The 16,804-nt window shown below is 61.3% G+C and carries 22 protein-coding genes and 1 pseudogene; 7 read left to right on the plus strand and 16 right to left on the minus strand.

Annotated features, from left to right (window positions below):
- Positions 1-245: 245 nt before the first annotated feature.
- The 3 genes and pseudogenes from J3P73_RS28860 to J3P73_RS37760 all read left to right on the plus strand — a co-directional run.
- Positions 246-995 (plus strand): sulfite exporter TauE/SafE family protein, encoded by a 750-nt coding sequence (locus tag J3P73_RS28860; protein WP_130774349.1) that lies wholly within the window; start codon positions 246-248, stop codon positions 993-995.
- Positions 996-1,496: 501 nt separating this feature from the next.
- Positions 1,497-1,781: a type II toxin-antitoxin system TacA family antitoxin gene (locus J3P73_RS28865; RefSeq protein ID WP_027689978.1), complete on the plus strand. Its 285-nt coding sequence runs from the start codon at positions 1,497-1,499 to the stop codon at positions 1,779-1,781.
- Positions 1,781-1,969 (plus strand): annotated as a pseudogene (locus J3P73_RS37760) (GNAT family N-acetyltransferase); the annotation flags it as partial. The gene J3P73_RS28865 and the pseudogene J3P73_RS37760, both read left to right, overlap by 1 nt.
- Before the next feature lie 39 nt (positions 1,970-2,008).
- On the opposite strand, the gene J3P73_RS28870 reads toward J3P73_RS37760, so the two are convergent.
- Entirely contained in the window at positions 2,009-2,347 is a 339-nt protein-coding gene (locus tag J3P73_RS28870) for a helix-turn-helix transcriptional regulator (protein WP_130705633.1), read from the minus strand.
- A gap of 418 nt (positions 2,348-2,765) precedes the next feature.
- A complete protein-coding gene (locus J3P73_RS28875) occupies positions 2,766-2,978 on the minus strand; it encodes a hypothetical protein (protein WP_156925179.1) in 213 nt (70 codons plus the stop codon).
- 280 nt (positions 2,979-3,258) lie between these two features.
- On the opposite strand from J3P73_RS28875, the gene J3P73_RS28880 reads away from it, so the two are divergent.
- Positions 3,259-3,519 (plus strand): DUF982 domain-containing protein, encoded by a 261-nt coding sequence (locus J3P73_RS28880; protein WP_018069830.1) that lies wholly within the window; start codon positions 3,259-3,261, stop codon positions 3,517-3,519.
- A 37-nt stretch (positions 3,520-3,556) separates the two neighbouring features.
- Here the strand turns inward: J3P73_RS28880 and J3P73_RS28885 are convergent, their stop codons facing one another.
- The 4 genes from J3P73_RS28885 to J3P73_RS28895 form a co-directional block, all read right to left on the minus strand.
- Positions 3,557-3,769 (minus strand): hypothetical protein, encoded by a 213-nt coding sequence (locus tag J3P73_RS28885; protein WP_245002756.1) that lies wholly within the window; start codon positions 3,767-3,769, stop codon positions 3,557-3,559.
- Between the two features lie 25 nt (positions 3,770-3,794).
- A complete protein-coding gene (locus J3P73_RS28890; RefSeq protein ID WP_130774348.1) occupies positions 3,795-4,049 on the minus strand; it encodes a hypothetical protein in 255 nt (84 codons plus the stop codon).
- Positions 4,046-4,360, minus strand: a complete 315-nt coding sequence (locus J3P73_RS37765) for a hypothetical protein (RefSeq protein WP_130774347.1) — start codon at positions 4,358-4,360, stop codon at positions 4,046-4,048. Before J3P73_RS37765 ends, J3P73_RS28890 begins: the two co-directional genes overlap by 4 nt.
- Positions 4,361-4,440: 80 nt before the next feature.
- Positions 4,441-4,641, minus strand: coding sequence for a hypothetical protein (locus J3P73_RS28895; protein ID WP_130693272.1), 201 nt, complete (start codon positions 4,639-4,641; stop codon positions 4,441-4,443).
- A gap of 133 nt (positions 4,642-4,774) precedes the next feature.
- On the opposite strand from J3P73_RS28895, the gene ligD reads away from it, so the two are divergent.
- Complete coding sequence (ligD, locus tag J3P73_RS28900) at positions 4,775-5,821, plus strand: non-homologous end-joining DNA ligase (protein WP_130774346.1); 1,047 nt, start codon at positions 4,775-4,777, stop codon at positions 5,819-5,821.
- Between the two features lie 369 nt (positions 5,822-6,190).
- Here the strand turns inward: ligD and J3P73_RS28905 are convergent, their stop codons facing one another.
- Genes J3P73_RS28905 through J3P73_RS28920 form a run of 4 tightly spaced genes read right to left on the minus strand, consistent with a single transcriptional unit; the run spans position 6,191 to position 7,343 of the window.
- Positions 6,191-6,481 (minus strand): hypothetical protein, encoded by a 291-nt coding sequence (locus J3P73_RS28905; RefSeq protein ID WP_027689971.1) that lies wholly within the window; start codon positions 6,479-6,481, stop codon positions 6,191-6,193.
- A complete protein-coding gene (locus J3P73_RS28910) occupies positions 6,478-6,639 on the minus strand; it encodes a hypothetical protein (RefSeq protein ID WP_207580079.1) in 162 nt (53 codons plus the stop codon). Before J3P73_RS28910 ends, J3P73_RS28905 begins: the two co-directional genes overlap by 4 nt.
- A gap of 6 nt (positions 6,640-6,645) precedes the next feature.
- Positions 6,646-6,906 carry a hypothetical protein gene (locus tag J3P73_RS28915; RefSeq protein WP_204337350.1) on the minus strand — a complete coding sequence of 87 codons (261 nt, stop codon included), beginning with the start codon at positions 6,904-6,906 and terminating at the stop codon, positions 6,646-6,648.
- Positions 6,907-6,917: 11 nt separating this feature from the next.
- Positions 6,918-7,343 (minus strand): hypothetical protein, encoded by a 426-nt coding sequence (locus tag J3P73_RS28920; RefSeq protein ID WP_130774363.1) that lies wholly within the window; start codon positions 7,341-7,343, stop codon positions 6,918-6,920.
- A 457-nt stretch (positions 7,344-7,800) separates the two neighbouring features.
- On the opposite strand from J3P73_RS28920, the gene J3P73_RS28925 reads away from it, so the two are divergent.
- Positions 7,801-8,502 carry a DUF899 family protein gene (locus tag J3P73_RS28925; protein WP_130683059.1) on the plus strand — a complete coding sequence of 234 codons (702 nt, stop codon included), beginning with the start codon at positions 7,801-7,803 and terminating at the stop codon, positions 8,500-8,502.
- Positions 8,503-8,530: 28 nt separating this feature from the next.
- Here J3P73_RS28925 and J3P73_RS28930 read toward each other — a convergent pair whose 3' ends face one another.
- The 6 genes from J3P73_RS28930 to hutI all read right to left on the minus strand — a co-directional run bounded on the left by J3P73_RS28930 (position 8,531) and on the right by hutI (position 15,250).
- Entirely contained in the window at positions 8,531-9,160 is a 630-nt protein-coding gene (locus tag J3P73_RS28930; RefSeq protein WP_207580080.1) for a J domain-containing protein, read from the minus strand.
- A 175-nt stretch (positions 9,161-9,335) separates the two neighbouring features.
- Positions 9,336-9,908 (minus strand): HutD/Ves family protein, encoded by a 573-nt coding sequence (locus J3P73_RS28935; RefSeq protein ID WP_130774345.1) that lies wholly within the window; start codon positions 9,906-9,908, stop codon positions 9,336-9,338.
- 5 nt (positions 9,909-9,913) lie between these two features.
- Positions 9,914-11,587: a urocanate hydratase gene (hutU, locus tag J3P73_RS28940; protein WP_128409836.1), complete on the minus strand. Its 1,674-nt coding sequence runs from the start codon at positions 11,585-11,587 to the stop codon at positions 9,914-9,916.
- A gap of 45 nt (positions 11,588-11,632) precedes the next feature.
- The gene (gene hutG / locus J3P73_RS28945; protein WP_130774344.1) at positions 11,633-12,454 is read right to left on the minus strand and encodes an N-formylglutamate deformylase; all 822 of its coding nucleotides are present in this window, start codon (positions 12,452-12,454) and stop codon (positions 11,633-11,635) included.
- 1 nt (position 12,455) lies between these two features.
- Positions 12,456-13,991: a histidine ammonia-lyase gene (gene hutH / locus J3P73_RS28950; RefSeq protein WP_130687932.1), complete on the minus strand. Its 1,536-nt coding sequence runs from the start codon at positions 13,989-13,991 to the stop codon at positions 12,456-12,458.
- A complete protein-coding gene (gene hutI / locus J3P73_RS28955; RefSeq protein WP_018069843.1) occupies positions 13,988-15,250 on the minus strand; it encodes an imidazolonepropionase in 1,263 nt (420 codons plus the stop codon). The genes hutH and hutI overlap by 4 nt, the downstream gene beginning before the upstream one ends.
- 123 nt (positions 15,251-15,373) lie before the next feature.
- On the opposite strand from hutI, the gene J3P73_RS28960 reads away from it, so the two are divergent.
- Positions 15,374-16,720: a formimidoylglutamate deiminase gene (locus J3P73_RS28960; protein WP_130687930.1), complete on the plus strand. Its 1,347-nt coding sequence runs from the start codon at positions 15,374-15,376 to the stop codon at positions 16,718-16,720.
- The last annotated feature ends 84 nt before the right edge of the window (positions 16,721-16,804 follow it).

The raw sequence follows: 16,804 nt of genomic DNA on the forward strand, positions 1-16,804 counted from the left end.
GTAATTCGTTCTCTGAGTGCCACGCGGCCTGGCCAGGTGAGGGGCGGTGTAAAGCGATGACGTACATCTCTTCCTCAAGGATACCCTCATGGTGATCGGATGAATGGCTCTCAATTGCGTTTCCTTGATTACGGCGAATGGTGGGGCGGACTCTTCTGGACGCGCAACGGCGTGCGGCGATATGACCGCGGTATTGGACAAGAGGCTCGGCCGAAAACAGGCTCGGGTGCTAAGGCGACCTGAACATGTACGATATCATGCTTCTTTTCCTTGCCGGCTTGTTAGCAGGCAGCATGAATGCGTTGGCGGGCGGCGGGTCGTTCGTATCGCTGCCTGCGCTGATATCGGTCGGAGTGCCGTCGGTAGCCGCAAACGCGACAAGCACCTTAGCCTTGTTTCCCGGCGGCATGGCGAGCTCGTGGGTCTATCGTGACGGGGTCAAGAGTGTGTGCGGCGTCAATGTCATGCCCATTGCCATCGTGACGGTGATCGGTGGTGTGGCCGGAAGCATTCTATTGCTGCTAACCCCATCGAGGATTTTCGATGGTATCCTGCCATGGCTTTTGCTGGTGGCGACATTGATGCTCGCTGCAGGTCCGAGGCTCAGCGCCCAGTTGCAGACGCAGGCACGTCCGAGTGTTTTGGCGTTCGCAACGGTTCAGTTCTTTCTCGGTCTTTATGGCGGCTACTTTGGCGGCGCAGTGGGTCTCATGATGCTTGCGGCATGGAGCGCGCTCGGGGGCGGGGACATCAAGAGCCTGAATCCGACAAGAATGGTGATGGTCACTGCGGCTAACGCGGTCGCCGTCGTCGTCTTCGTACTTGCCGGGGCAATCGTATGGCAGGAGTGCATTCCCATGACGATTGGAGCCGTTATCGGCGGGTGGATCGGAGCACATATCGGACGAAGGCTGCCATCATCGGTCGTTCGGGTGCTAACCCTCGCGGTCGCCTTTTTAACGACCGCGGTGTTCTTTTCGCAAGCTTACCTTTGAGCGAAGGTCCCGTACCCCTCAGGCTCTCAGTCAATAACTTGCAATTGAAGGAGCCGAAGTCCTCCAAGATGCTCAAGGGGCTCGACGAATTGGATCGCGGGAAAGCGTCGATCCAGCGGATGTGATTGAGAACGCACGAACGATCGTCATTGCCGCCGAATATTGGCGGCACGCGGATGAGTTGGTGCCCAGTGTTCGCCTTTCCAAATGCGCGGATTTGCTGGTTCATGGGCGAGAGGCGCGATCCCGGGCTGCTGGATAACTCAACTAGCGCCCGCAATGCGGCGGGCGCGCTCTCGAAGGCATAGGGATTGAGGAACTGGCGTCGCCAGAACAGTTTCTTGTCTATCGGTGAAAGCCGGGCTTCCGTTCGAAGGCGATCAGCGCCCATGTCCAGAAGGAACTGAAAGGGAGTCCTTGGGATTTCAACCCGCAATACCGCAAGAAATAGATACACGTTGTCTATGCGTTTGTGGTGTATTGGCCTTGAAGGAAAAGGCCATGACCAGCAAAAACGCCACCGATACCCATACCCGCGCCGTTAATTTGAGGGTTCGTGAGGACGTTCGCGTCCTGATCGACCGTGCCGCCAAGGCCCTCGGGAAAACCCGTTCGAATTTTATGATCGACGCTTCGCGCCGTGCCGCCGAAGATGCGCTTCTCGATCAGACATTGGTGCGGGTCGATCCTGACAGCCACAAACACTATCTCGCCGTGCTCGACCAGCCGCCAACTGGCGAAGGCTTCGAACGGTTGATGAACGCTCCCAAACCCTGGCAGCCGTAATGTTGTCGGCACCGACGCTTCTTGGCGAAGCGCACGATCTGCACCTATTCGACAGCGGGCACGACAGCCTTGATGAATGGCTGCGCCGCCGGGCGCGGGCCAATCAGGTCCGCGGCGCATCGCGAACATATGGGGTTTGCGAGGGCGAGCGCGTTGTCGGTTATTACTGCCTCTCATCGGGAGCGCTCCGATAACCACACCCAGACGAAAGTTCGTTGTTCTCAGCCTTAGAAGTCATCATTCACCTGGGTAGAGGAGGGGCGAACGGACTTCGGAAGAAGAGCAAGCATCGCGTCGTTTGCCGATATCGCCCTTGAAAGCGTTGCATGATCGGCGTTGAACAGGCGCACGCCCACAATGGCGGCCACCTCGAAGAAGGCTCCGATGGCGCAGGCAGGGTCGCCCTTTTCGATCCGCTGCACCAGGCCGCGCGAGATACCGGCGCGGTCTGCAAGCTCCTGTGTGGTGAGTTTGCGCTCGATCCGAGCGCGCCTGATCAACTGGCTGAAAACTAGCAGGGCGTCCCGGCTGTAATGTGAGTAAGCGCGTGATATGGGCTTGGGCATGATCACCTTTTGATCCATTAATAAACCACGAAAGTCCTTTACGGCCTATTTATAGATCATTATTTTCGAAGAGTTTCCCGCGATATTGCGCGCCGCCGCCGCTACGTGCCAACAACTCACCGGTCAGAGGCAGCTGTCAAGCGTTGATTGTTACCGTTAGGGTCCCGTCCCGAGGGGATGAAGCCGTTGTTGTCATCCTGGTTCGGCGGACGGATAGCGAGCCGGACTAGGATGGCGACCGATCGGAATTGGACGAAGCGACTGTCGAGCGATATCGATCGAGCTGCCAGGCCGACAAGCGACCGATTCTGGACGAGTTGGTCGCTGGCCGAGGTGATCGATCTTATGCCTGCAATCATCAAGCGGATCTGCCCAAGGACGGGGAGCTCACTCCCATCAGAAAGAACGTCGCATGATCTTAGTCAGCAGCATGCACCTGAACGCCGCGGCAGAGCAGTCCCCAAGTCGGGCTTCGTTGGGCCTCCTGTGCGTGAGCTTGCGTCATCGGATCGTCGCCGTCGTCTGGCTCGGGGCCGTCCGGCGGGGGAGTCTCCCCAGGATCTCGCTCAGGTTCGGGATTGCCGATCGGCGGCGCTGGCGGCGGAACGATAGGCTCGTTGGGTACGGACATGATTTCCTCCTCGCTAGCCGGGAAAACTCGCGTGTCCTTCCGTTTATTCAAGAGGTGGCGCCGTGAACGAGATGGTTTTCTCGAGCAGCGAACTGCTCGCCGCCGACCCTACCAACAGGTACCCCTGCTGACGCCGGCGATGCTGAGGCGACTGAAGCGCCTTTAAGAAATGTTCTCCTTTCCATGTTGCGGCCTGCAAAACGAGCTTCGGCATGCGGCGAAGATCGCGGAACAGTTCTTGCACGGTTACTAATATATTTACCGTGGGAGACCTAAAGTCATGAAATGGCACACATCCGCAGAGTTTACCCCTCTGATGCTGGTTATAAGCGGGTCGGAAAAATACAAGCTTGTCGCGACCCTTTTCCAGGCTGCCGAAATGCTGACGGTTAGCTGGCCGATCGACGATGGAGAAGAATATCTCATCGCGATTAGGGCGTGCCGGAATGCAATTCATGGGGAAATTCCGGCTCAGGACGCGCGAGCAGCGCTTATTCGTGCCGCCGATGAAGCTGGCATTCCGGTGATCACCGTTCACTGAGTTCGCAGCCGACGGTGAATTGAGTCCACGGGCGCCTTCATGACACAGCCCTCTCGTTCCGCTGCATGCGCAGGTCCATGCCGCTGAACATCACTTTCAGGCCGCGCTCGGCCAACAGTTCTTTTGGCCTCTCTTTGGCGACAAGTGCCAGCTTCCGTTCCTTCATCCACTTCGCGTGCGTCTGCGGCGTGTCGATGCCAGCGACGAAGGAAGCACCTTCCCCAGCTACCGCATGTTCTGCCCGTCGCATTTTACCGTGTCGCCGTCGCCGACGGTCAAAGATGCGCCGATGATCCGCCCAGCAATGATTGAACAATATCTCGACGGTCGGCCGCCTCTAGCTTCCGCCTGAGTGCCTGTTCCTGCTCGTATGACTTGTGTGGGAAATGCTCGAAGCACCACCAGCGGGTCGCCACAGCCGGGGAGGGGCTGTTGCCCCAGCCGCCCCACTCCTCACATCCCTTTTCTTCGCAATAGTGGACATGCATTTGCGGCGCTTCCGTCAGCGGCCGTCTGTCGGTGTCGCTCATCTTTCCTCCTGGAGTTGCCAGCCCGCTTTCGGGACCGGCCACCCCTTCTGGGCCGCGCGGAAATCAGCCTCAGCTTCGGCTTTCTGACGGGCTTCCGCGATGCCTGTTGCCCAAACTGTGATGCGCATCCGTCCGACTTTGAATACGAAGCGCCGTTCAAGGGTGTGTTTGCCTGCCGAGTATCCGCCGCGAAAACATGCGCGGGCAACCGACAGGCTGGTGCTCTCGCGGAAAGACTGCGGTTGCGACGACCACCAGTCCCTCAGAGCAGTTTCGAACGACACGGATTTTGGTTGGGAACGGTCAAGCATAGGCTGCGGACCTGGTCTCTAGTTCAACGTCGCTGACCGGCCATCGCAGCCGCTTTCGCTCATGATTCATCTTGGGCATATCAGTCTCGATGGTAGCTCGGTCGCCAGCCGCGGGCCATGCCTCGGCTCATGGCGCCTTCGGTCAATGCCAACTGCCGGCGAAGGTGACGGATATCTTCCAGCAGGGTGTCTATAGATGCGTGCGCATCGCCTCTGTGGTAGGCAATCACCTTTGCACGCTCATCGTCTTCCACGGCTTCGCCGATCGGCTGCTCTCGCATATCCCTGCTCCGTATTTCGATTTTCAGAATGGCGGCCGCGGCGCCGATGTTCCTATTATGTTCTCATCTGGATGCGAGTCAATAATCAATCTGGGTCAATTGCTTTTTTAGGCGCTGGTGATGTCATCGCGCGATGACAAAGCCGCCTCGCAAGCCTTCCAAGCCGTTGCTCGGTGAGGCCGACGCGCCGCTCCGCAGCCGGCCGCGCCGTCGCCGAGATCCTGCGCAGCCCAATCTCCCCTTGGACCCTATGCCCGCGCGTATCGAGCCGTGCCTTGCGCTGCCAAAGGGCAGGCCGCCGAAGGGCGACGATTGGGTTTTCGAGATCAAATGGGATGGCTATCGCCTGGCGGTTCATATCGAGTCTACAGGCGTGCGAATCCTGACGCGGGGAGGCCACGATTGGACGTCCCGGTTTCCTGCGATCGAAAGGGCGGCGAAAGAGCTCCCCGTCGCCACGGCGATCCTTGATGGCGAGGCCGTGGTTCTCGACGATCAGGGCCGGCCGGATTTCGGCCTGCTGCAACAATCGCTGGGCGGTCGCGGCGGCAAGGAGAGGTCAAGCACGGCGCTCTTCATGACCTTCGATCTGCTCTATTTCGATGGTCATGATCTGAGGAATTCGGAACTCGGCATGCGCCGGCATCTGCTCGAGGATCTGGTGCCGGCCGAAGGGCAGGGCGATATCCGGCTTTCCGAGGAGATCGAGGCAGACGGTGATCAGTTGCTGGCGAGCGCCTGCCAGCATGGGCTTGAGGGCATCATCGCCAAGCGGCGTGACTCGCCCTATCGTTCCGGCCGGCTCGGCGACTGGCTGAAAATCAAATGCGTGCAGAGCGACAGCTTTGTGATCGTCGGTTTTGAACGATCCACGGTCGCGCGTGCCGGGATCGGTCGGCTTCTGCTTGCCGCGCGCAAGGGCAAGGAGCTGGTCTACGTCGGCGGGGTTGGGACTGGCTTCAACCAGCGTAACGCTTATGAGCTTCGTGAGAAGCTCGATGGCCTCATCACATCTACGCCGGCTGCCTCCGTCGATCGCAAAAGAGCAATTTTCGTCAAGCCAAAGCTCATCGCCGAGATCGAATACCGGGCTTGGACGGATGACGGGAAGCTGCGGCATGCGGCCTTTAAGGGGCTGCGGGAGGAGCAGGACAACGCGGAGGGTTATGGCCTGGAATAAAGTTCAAGAGCTGCGGTCTGCAACCGACGCAAGGCTAAATAATTCCCGTCAAACCTAAAACTATGAAAATCAACATAAGAGAGGTCGCTACAACGAAAAGAGGCCCGGCGATCAGGAACTTCTCTTTCGGCTTCATCAACACGCAATCATCATCACCTCCACGCTCGCTCCAGTACATTTCAGGCCCGAAATCTTCGCTAAAATCGAAGCCGTTTCTACTGTAGAAGACGATCGACCTGATGAACCAATACCAGTGGTGAGCGCAATAGGCGCCCACCAGGCAGAACAAGATCCACAATACAATTCGATCTCCAGCAACCACTACAATACCCCCAACATCCGAAGCCTAGCAGCGGTGGAGCAGCTGGATCAAGCCGTGCCATCCACGTCGCCGTCTTCGTCGAGATTGTGCACCGGCAGATAGGTGTTCTTCTCCATCCACTCCCGCACGATGAACCTGATCGTGTCGTTACGCGTCATGCCAAACTCGCTGGCCAGGTCGCGCAGGGCCTCCTCAACATCATCCTCCATCGACACGGCGCCGGAATTACGCAGCCGCAGCGCTGCCCGGCGAAGCATGATCTGCAGATCGGCGCGTGAGATATCTGCGATCCGATCGGCGGCGTCTTCGAGGAGGGTGGCGGTATCGGGGGATGTCATGGGTTCACCTGCGCGCGGTCATTAGGCATGGCGCAGCGAAATCGATGCCCCACCACGATTTGCCGGTCGAACGGACGGTCCATCCAAGCTGGCGGCCGTCCAATGGCGCAGCCGCCGAGGAGAAAAGCTGCCGGAATCTTGCAAATGAAGCGGGTCATCAGGTGCTACTCGTCAATCTCATTCCCATCATCGTCGTACTCCGCCCCGCGGTCGGAGTCTTCGACATAAGTCCGGCATCCCTCTTCAAAAGATGATGAATTGCCCGAACAATCGTCCTCGCTTTGAATGCCGTTCTCCTCCGCCCATTGATAGCCGGCCCTGTGACCCTCGCAGTTATCGACGCAGGAATTCCCGCTGAAGCTCTGCGCGAAGCCGGGGCCCGCGAGGGTTGACACCAGCAGAGCGCTCGCAAACAGTATTGCCATCACTCTCCCCACTACCAACCTCCCGGACGAGACATTGCGCTTCTGCCGCCGCACCTATTGCCCGCGGCGTCATATTGCCAATCGTACTGGCAGTTGCCCGGATAGCGTCTCGTTGGAGTATATGCACCGCCGCCGCAGTTGCCGTTAGCGCATACTGCCGCCGCCGTCCCGACCAATGCAAGCCCCACGAGAACCGCGGCGGCCTGCCGTTGCTGGGCGACCATCTGCTCACATTCCAACATGCTCATCCCGCGTCGGTTCACTTCCGCCACGAGCTGGAATTGAAACGCTGGATCTTGCGTTTCCAGTGCCGTCTTGCAAAGCGCGGCCTTGCTCACGGCCGACGGCTTGTTGTTGAATTCAACCGGCGTCGTTGTGCAGCTCGCCAAGACGAGCGACATCGCCACGACGCCGAAACGTCGAGCTAACAGATACATTTTCACGGATAACCCCTCAGTTGCCCGCTGCTAACATCGCAGAATTAGGTTCCACGTCAAATTGCATGTTAATCTATCGTTAACGCAGCTTTAGGATGTAGGGAGAACGCTGCCATTGGCGTACTGCCCAGCCTGTCTTACTGTTTGCGCAAGCGCAGCGCCGCCCGACGAAGCAAATCTGGCGATCCGCTCGTGGGACATGTACGATCGGGTCGGCGGCGTCCTCTCGGAAGGGCGCGATGCTGATCATGAGCTGGTTCGATGGTCCGCATTTCGGAACGCTCGATCGTGATCTGCTGTGCTTTGGCGAGCCCGGGCACCGAGCCGGCCAAAGCGCGGGGCAAAATTTTCCGTCGGCTCTGTCGATTTTCGCATCAGCCGATCGTCCTTGTAATGATGTGCTGGCACCGCGGTCGTGGCTTCAGCACGTCCTCAGGCAACAGAAGGAGCTATTGTCATGGATAATCAGCATCTGGTCCCTGCCGCCGTCCTTGCGGCCAAGAACGGCGTCCGGTTTCCCAATGAGAGCGAGGCGTATCGCAGCGCCCGCGACGCGCTGCTGGCCGAAGAGATCGAATTGCGCCGCCACATCGAGCGCGTGGCAAGACAGCGCCGGGCGCTGCCGCCGGGCGGCGAGGTTGCGAAAGACTACCGCTTCGAAGGCAGCGACGGGCCGATCTCCTTTGCCGAGCTCTTCGCCGACAAGGACACGCTGATCGTCTACAGCTACATGTTCGGCCCGCAACGCGAGCGCCCGTGCCCGATGTGCACCTCGCTGCTTTCGGCCTGGGACGGCGAGGTGCCTGACATTCAGCAGCGCGCAGCCCTTGCGGTCGTCGCCCGCTCGCCGATTGAAAGGCTGCTCGCCTTCAAGAAGGAGCGTGGCTGGCATCACCTGCCGCTTTATTCCGACATGACGAACGATTACAGCCGCGACTATCACGCCATCGGCGGAGATGGCGGCGATGACGCCGCCTTCAACGTGTTCACGCGGCGCGACGGCACCATCCGCCATTTCTGGAGCCAGGAGATGGGCGGGGTGACGGCCGATCCCGGTGAGGATCCGCGCGGCGCGCCCGACCTGATGCCGCTCTGGACCGTCATCGATTCGACGCCCGAAGGCCGGCCGGCGGACTGGTACCCGAAACTGTCTTATTAAGGTCAGCCGCGTCGTCCGCCGTCCGCCGTCAGCCGGTGGAGCGGTTCCTTGAGGCCTCGACCCATTCGATGCTGGTGACCGCGGCATCCGGCAGCGGCGGCGGATCGATGTCGTAGACATAGCCGCTGATCATGTCGGCGGCGCGTTCCGTCGCCTTGATCTTCGCCTCGGTTTCCGCGACCGCCTTGGAGATCGCTTCGATGCGGGCGCGGAACATGTGGGCAAGCACATCGCGGCCGGACTGTTTTTCGAGCCGTTCCAGATGCAGGCCGATTCGTGAGGCGTGGCGCTCCAGCTCGCTCTTGCTGAAACGCGCCTTGCGCACTTCTTCGGAAAGACTGTCCTGCATGACGGCGACGGGATCGAAACTTCCGGGTGCGCGCTCGTCGAGCACTGCGTCGGTGACGAGCTTCTCGATCATCACCAGCGCCTGCAATTCGGCCGCATCGGCAAATTCGACGTCATAGCCGGTATCGTCGTAGACCTTGCGCCGGACCGGATCGAGAAGCAGCCCATAGGCTTTCTGCAGATGGGCAAAGGCGTCCGAATCACCACCCGAATCGGGATGGGCAACCTTCGCCAGGCGCCGATAGGCGGCCTTCAGCTGCGCCTCGTCCGCATCGCGTTCAACACCGAGAATATCGTATGGATCCGTCACGCCTGCTCCCTTGCTCCCCGGCACGTTGCGGGCAGTCTAGGTCTTCTTCTGCATCAGAAGGGCGAAGTTTAGACCGAAACGAGGAATGACGTCCATGGCCCGAGATGGCGATGGTTTATGCACATACTTGGCCAAATCCTCGATTGTTTAATATTTTCAATTCGTTGTTCGAAGATCAGCCTGTGGTGATCGAAGCGAGATAACATCTGGCTTCGCCATCGATTTTAAGCACGGTTGCCGCCTCCTCCTCGATCAGCAGCGCATCGCCGGCCGCAAGCGCGCCGGTCTCGCCGTTTCGCCGGAATGACAATGCGCCGCGATGGCAAAGCAACAGGCATGTCGAGGGCGGCAGCGGCACGGCCTTGCTGCCATCGACGTCGATGCGGATCAGCGTATGGGTAAGCCCCTTGCGGCGCGTCATGACGTTGAGATCGGTGATTGCTCCGTCCTCGAGCCTGGCGGCGACGGGAACATCCGCCGGGAAGGCCAAGGGATCGCTTGCCGTTGTCAGCAGCATCGGCGTGCCTTCTACATCGAGCACCATGCCGTTGCCATCGAGGATCGCCAGCGTGCGGTCGATGTCGGGAAAGATCGAAAACGGGCCATCCTCTGCGACCGTTGCCATGCTGATGCGCCAGTCGAAGTCGTTGATCGACGCGCCGGGTGGAAAGACGGCGATCTCCACTGTCTCTCCCTTGCCGTTTTTCCAGGGCATGCGTTTGTAATCGCCGGCGCGCAGGATCCTCATCGGGTTCAGTTCCCGAGAATGCCGGGCAGGCGCAAGCCCTTTTCCTTGGCGCACTCGATGGCGATCTCGTAGCCGGCATCGGCGTGGCGCATGACGCCGGTCGCCGGGTCGTTCCAGAGCACGCGCTCGAGGCGTCTTGCGGCATCGTCCGTGCCATCGGCACAGATGACCATGCCGGAATGCTGCGAGAAGCCCATGCCGACGCCGCCGCCGTGATGGAGCGACACCCAGGTGGCGCCCGATGCCGTGTTGAGCAGGGCATTGAGCAGTGGCCAATCGGAGACGGCGTCTGAACCGTCCTTCATCGCTTCGGTCTCGCGGTTCGGCGAGGCGACGGAGCCGGAGTCCAGATGGTCGCGGCCGATGACGATCGGGGCGGAGAGTTCGCCTGTTCTCACCATCTCGTTGAAGGCAAGACCGAGCTTGTGACGGTCGCCCAAGCCCACCCAGCAGATGCGGGCCGGCAGGCCCTGGAAGGCGATGCGCTCCCTGGCCATATCGAGCCAGTTGTGCAGGTGCTTGTTGTCAGGCAGCAGCTCCTTCACCTTGGCGTCGGTCTTGTAGATATCCTCCGGATCGCCCGAAAGGGCCGCCCAGCGGAAGGGGCCGATGCCGCGGCAAAACAGCGGGCGGATATAGGCCGGCACGAAGCCCGGGAAGGCGAAGGCGTTTTCGAGACCTTCGTCCTTGGCGACCTGGCGGATATTGTTGCCATAATCGAGTGTCGGCACGCCGGCGTTCCAGAAGGCGATCATCGCTTCGACATGCTCGCGCATCGAGGCGCGCGCCGCTTTTTCCACAGCCTTCGGATCGCTTTCGCGCTTTGCCTTCCACTCGCCCATCGTCCAGCCCTTCGGCAGGTAGCCGTTGATCGGGTCGTGGGCCGAGGTCTGGTCGGTGACGATATCGGGGCGGATGCCGCGGCGGACCATCTCCGGCAGGATTTCGGCAGCATTGCCGAGCAGGCCGACGGACTTTGCCTCGCCGGCCTTGGTCCAGCGGTCGATCATCTCAAGCGCTTCGTCGAGCGTCTCGGCTTTGGCGTCGACATAGCGGGTGCGCAGGCGGAAATCGATCGAATCGGGATTGCATTCGACGGCGAGGCAGCAGGCACCGGCCATGACGGCGGCGAGCGGCTGGGCGCCGCCCATGCCGCCGAGCCCGCCGGTCAGGATCCATTTGCCCTTGAGATTGCCGCCGTAATGCTGGCGGCCGGCCTCGACGAAGGTCTCGTAGGTGCCCTGCACGATGCCCTGCGTGCCGATATAGATCCACGAGCCGGCCGTCATCTGGCCGTACATCGCAAGGCCCTTCTTATCCAGCTCGTTGAAATGATCCCAGGTCGCCCAATGCGGCACCAGGTTGGAATTGGCGATCAATACCCGCGGCGCATCCTTGTGGGTGCGGAACACGCCGACCGGCTTGCCGGATTGCACGACCAGCGTTTCTTCTTCCGTCAGCGTCTTCAGCGTCGCGACGATGCGGTCGAAATCCTCCCAGGTGCGGGCGGCGCGGCCGATGCCGCCATAAACGACGAGCTCGTTCGGATTTTCGGCGACGTCAGGGTCGAGATTGTTCATCAGCATGCGCAGCGGCGCTTCGGTCATCCAGCTCTTGGCATTAAGATCGTTGCCGCGGGGCGCGCGGATTTCGCGGATATTGTGGCGTGGATTGTTCATGGCGGTTCCCCTGTTCTCAGGTTTTCAATCGTCAGGTTTCGGGCGTCAGCGTTTCAGGCCTGGCGCAATCTGTTCGATGCGCACCAGAATGTTTTTGAGATGGACGCGAAGTCTGTCTGCCTTGGCGGCATCGTAGGCGAAGGGCGGCGCCTCGGTCTGGAGATGCGTCGATTGCGCAAGCTCCATCTGGATCGCGTGCACACCGGTATCGGGCCGACCATAGTGGCGTGTCGTCCATCCGCCCTTGAAGCGGCCGTTGAGCACACTGTCGTAACCCTCGGCGGCTTCGACGACCGTGAGCGTCGCCTGCTCGATCGCGCTGTCGCACGTCTTGCCCTGGTCTGTGCCGATATTGAAATCCGGCAACTTGCCTTCGAAGAGGAAGGGAATGTGGGAGCGGATCGAGTGGCAGTCGTAGAGAATTGCGACGCCATGGATTGCTCTGACGCGCTCGATCTCGGCGGCAAGTGCGGCATGGTAGGGAGCATGGAAGTCCCGCAGCCGCGCCGCGACGTCGGCTTCGTCAGGCGCCTGCCCATCCTTCCAGATCGCCTTGCCGTCGAAATCCGTCTGAGGAACGAGGCCGGTGGTATTCTGGCCGGGATAGAGGCTGACGCCCGCCGGATCGCGGTTGGCATCGATCACATAGCGGTGGAAGGTGGCGCGGACGACCGTGACATTGTCGAGCAGGCCGTCATAGAGCTCATGGATGTGCCAGTCGGTGTCGGCCAGCATCCTGCCGTTGTCGTTGAGGCGGTCGGCAATCTCAGCCGGCACCTCGGTGCCAGTATGGGGGAAACCGAGGATGACGGGGGAGGTGCCTTGGCGAATTTCGCATGGGGAGGAGACTTTTTCAGTCGCCATCATCTCAACCCTCCAAAACCGGCAATATGCCAGATGAAACCGAAGCGTTCAGCGCGCCCGTTGCCACCAGTTCGGCGGCAGCGGCGAGATCATTTGCCATGTAGCGGTCGACGTCGAGGCTCGGAACCTTGGTGCGGATGGCAGTGATCGCCTTGCCCAGTTCCGGGCTGGTCGATAGCGGCGCGCGCAGTTCGACGCCTTGGGCGGCGGTCAGCGCCTCGATGCCGATGATGCCGAACAGGTTCTCGGTCATGGCGAGCAGGCGGCGGGCACCATGGCAGGCCATCGAGACATGGTCTTCCTGGTTGGCCGATGTCGGCGTCGAATCGACAGAGGCCGGGTGCGACATCTGCTTGTTTTCGGACATCAGCGCCGCAGACGTCACCTCGGCGATCATCAGGCCGGAGTTCAAGCCCGGCTTCTTGGCGAGAAAGGCCGGCAGGCCGTAAGAAAGGGTCGGATCGACCAGCAGCGCGATGCGGCGCTGCGAAATCGCGCCGATCTCGCAGACGGCGAGCGCGATCTGGTCGGCGGCGAAGGCGACGGGTTCGGCGTGGAAATTGCCGCCGGAGACGACGGAATTGTCCGAGAGCACCAGCGGATTGTCGGTGACCGCATTGGCCTCGATTTCAAGCGTGCGGGCAACCGAGCGCAGCAGATCGAGGCAAGCGCCGTCGACCTGCGGCTGGCAGCGGATGCAATAGGGATCCTGCACGCGCTCGTCGCCCTCGATATGGCTCTGGCGAATGATCGAGTTTTCGAGGAGCGCGCGCAGCGCGGCTGCCGTGTCGATCTGGCCCTTGTGGCCACGCAATGTGTGAATATCCGGATGGAAGGGGGCCGAAGAGCCCATGGCGGCATCGGTGGACATGGCGCCGGTGATGAGAGCTGCCTGTGCGGCACGATGGGCGCGGAAGAGGCCGGCAAGCGCCAGCGCCGTCGAGGTCTGGGTGCCGTTGATCAGCGCCAGGCCCTCCTTGGCGGCGAGCACGACCGGTTTGAGGCCGGCTCTTTCGAGGGCTTCAGCGCCCGGGAGCCGTTCGCCGGCGAAGAAGGCTTCGGCCTCGCCCATCATCACCGCCGCCATATGGGCAAGGGGTGCAAGATCGCCGGAGGCGCCGACCGAGCCTTTTTCCGGGATCAGCGGAATGACACCCTTATCCAGCATGCCTTCGATCAGCCGCACCAGTTCCAGCCGCACGCCGGAAGCGCCGCGCCCGAGCGAGACCAGCTTCAGCGCCATGATCAGCCGCACGATATTCTCAGGCAGCGGCGCGCCGACGCCGCAGCAATGCGACAGGATGAGATTGCGCTGCAAGGTGGTCACATCGGCACTGTCGATCTTGATCGAGGCGAGTTTGCCGAAGCCGGTATTGATGCCGTAGACCGGCGCATTGCCGGCGGCGATCTCGGCGATACGGGCAGCGGCCTTGGCGATCCCGGTATCGAAGGAGGGATCAAGCCTTGCCGGTGCGCCCGTCCAGTAGATGGTTTCCAGGTCCTTGAGCGAGACGGAGCCCGGGTGGAGTGTGATGGTCATCGACCGTTCCTTTCGCCCTTGAAGACGCGTGCGTGAAGCGGATTGAAGCCGATGCGATAGACGAGCTCGGCGAGGCTTTCGATATTCCAGATGGCGAGGTCGGCGGATTTGCCGGCTTCGAGCGTTCCTGTCTTGTCGAGCAGACCGAGGGCGCGGGCGCCTTCGCGGGTGGCGCCGGCGATGCATTCCTCGACGGTGAGGCCGAAAAGCGTCGCCGACATGTTCATGGTGAGCAGCATCGAGGTCAGCGGCGAGGTGCCGGGATTGCAATCGGTGGCGATCGCGATCGGCACGCCAGCCCGCCGCAACGCCTCTACCGGCGGCTTCTGCTTTTCATGGATGGCGTAGAAGGCGCCGGGCAGCAGCACGGCGACGGTGCCGGCTGCGGCCATCGCCGCAACGCCATCTTCGTCGAGATATTCGAGATGATCGGCCGAAAGCGCGCCGTATGACGCGGCGAGCTTGGCGCCGCCAAGATTGGAGAGCTGCTCGGCATGCAGCTTGACCGGCAGGCCGAGCGCCTTTGCCTTGTCGAAGACGCGGGCGATCTCGGTCGTGGAAAAGGCGATGCCCTCGCAAAAGCCGTCGACGGCATCGGCAAGACCGAGATTATGCATGTCGTCGAGACCTGGCAGGACGACATCATCGAGATAATCGCCGTTACGACCCTTATATTCGAGAGGCGTCGCATGGGCGCCGAGATAGCTGGTGGCAACGCGGACCGGTCTGACATGGCCAAGCAGGCGGGCGCTCTGCAGCATCTTCACTTCACCGGTTCGGTTCAGCCCGTATCCGGACTTGACCTCGATCGTCGTGACGCCTTCGGCAAGCAGCGTGTCGAGCCGCGGCAGAGCCCCGGCGACGAGCTCTTCGACCGACAGCGCATTGGTCGCCTTCACCGAGGAGACGATGCCGCCACCGGCGCGCGCGACCTCCTCATAGGTGGCGCCTGCAAGGCGCATTTCGAACTCGCGGGCGCGATTGCCGCCGTGGACGATATGGGTGTGGCAGTCGACGAGGCCGGGCGTTACCCAGCGGCCTTCGAGATCGACGATTTCGGAGTGTTCGATGGCCGATGCCGGCAGGTCGCTTTCGGCGCCGGCAAAGGCGATGCGGCCGTTTTCGACCAGCACGGCGCCCTTTTCGACGATGCCGAGCCCTTCTTTACCAGGCGCCAGCGTGGCCAGCCGCGCATTGCGCCAAAGCACTGGGTGGGCTTCGGCTGAGGAGGCTTCCTCTGAAAAATTGTTCCCGGTCATCAGCTTTGCGCCTTTCCTTATGCCAATAACATGTATATACATAATCGGCGGGTGACAAGAGAAATTTTGCGCGCTTTTCTGGAAAAGAAAGATCGGCGACGCGGCAAAAGGAGAGGGAAGGCCATGACCACACTTCACGCAGGCACGGCGCTGACGCCGCAAGGCTGGCAGAAGGACGTGCGGCTGACGCTTGAAGCCGGGCGCATCGCACGGGTCGAAATCGGCACGTCTCCCAGGCCCGGCGACGAACGCCATGCTCTCCTCGTTCCCGCCATGGCGAACCTGCACAGCCATGCCTTCCAGCGGGCGATGGCCGGCCTTGCCGAAGTGCGCGGCCCGGCCAATGACAGCTTCTGGAGCTGGCGCACGGTCATGTACAAGTTTGCCCTGGCAATGACGCCTGATCATGTCGAGGCGGTCGCGGCCAAGCTTTATGCCGAGATGCTGGAGGCCGGTTTTTCCCGCGTCGGCGAGTTCCACTATCTCCACCACGACAGGGATGGCGGCGCTTACGCCAATATCGCCGAGCTTGCCGAACGCATCGGCGCGGCAAGCCAAGAGACCGGTATCGGCCTGACGCTGCTGCCGGTCTTCTATGCCCATTCCGGCTTCGGCGGAGCTGCCCCCATCGATGGTCAGCGGCGTTTCATCAATTCGCTCAAAAGCTTCGAAAGGCTGATGGAGGGATGCCGGGCAGTCACCGGCCGGCTCGACGGCGCCGAGCTCGGGCTGGCGCCTCACAGCTTGCGCGCCGCGACCCCGGACGAGCTCGCAAGGCTCGTGCCGATGGCGGGCGACGGTCCCATCCATATCCATGTCGCCGAGCAGGTGAAGGAAGTTGAGGACTGCATCGCCTGGTCCGGCGCGCGGCCCGTCGAATGGCTGCTCGATCATGCGCCTGTGGATGAGCGCTGGTGCCTGATCCACGCGACGCACATGACCGAGGACGAAACGCGGCGGATGGCGAAAAGCGGCGCGATTGCCGGCCTCTGCCCGATCACCGAAGCCAATCTCGGCGACGGCGCCTTTGCCGCGCCGCTCTTCCTCGAAGAGGGCGGTCGTTATGGCATCGGCTCGGATTCCAACGTGCTGATCTCCGTGCCGGAGGAACTGCGCCAGCTCGAATATTCGCAGCGCCTGGCGCTTCGCGCCCGCAACGTCGTGGCCGCACCCGGCGGTTCGACGGCGCTTTCGCTGTTCACACATGCACTTGCCGGCGGCGGTGCCGCGCTGAAGGCGCCGGCAGGCCTCGTTGAGGGCCATTCCGCCGATATCGTCTCACTCGACACCAAAGCTGTTCCCTATCTCACAGGCGACCAGATCCTCGACCATTGGCTGTTTGCCGGCGGTGTCGCCGTCGATTGCGTTTGGGCGCATGGCCGCAAGCAAGTGGAGGGCGGACGCCATCTCAGGCGCGATGCCATCGACCGGCGTTTCCTGGCTGTCATGGGCGAACTGCTGGCCGCCTGAAAAAGGGCTTTTCCTGTACAGGCATTCGAATTAGAGCAGTTCCAGCAAAAATGCGTAGTGGTTTTTCGTCTGGATTTTAGTAAA

This window comes from Rhizobium ruizarguesonis (assembly GCF_017357285.1).
GTDB classification, from domain to species: Bacteria; Pseudomonadota; Alphaproteobacteria; order Rhizobiales; family Rhizobiaceae; genus Rhizobium; species Rhizobium ruizarguesonis.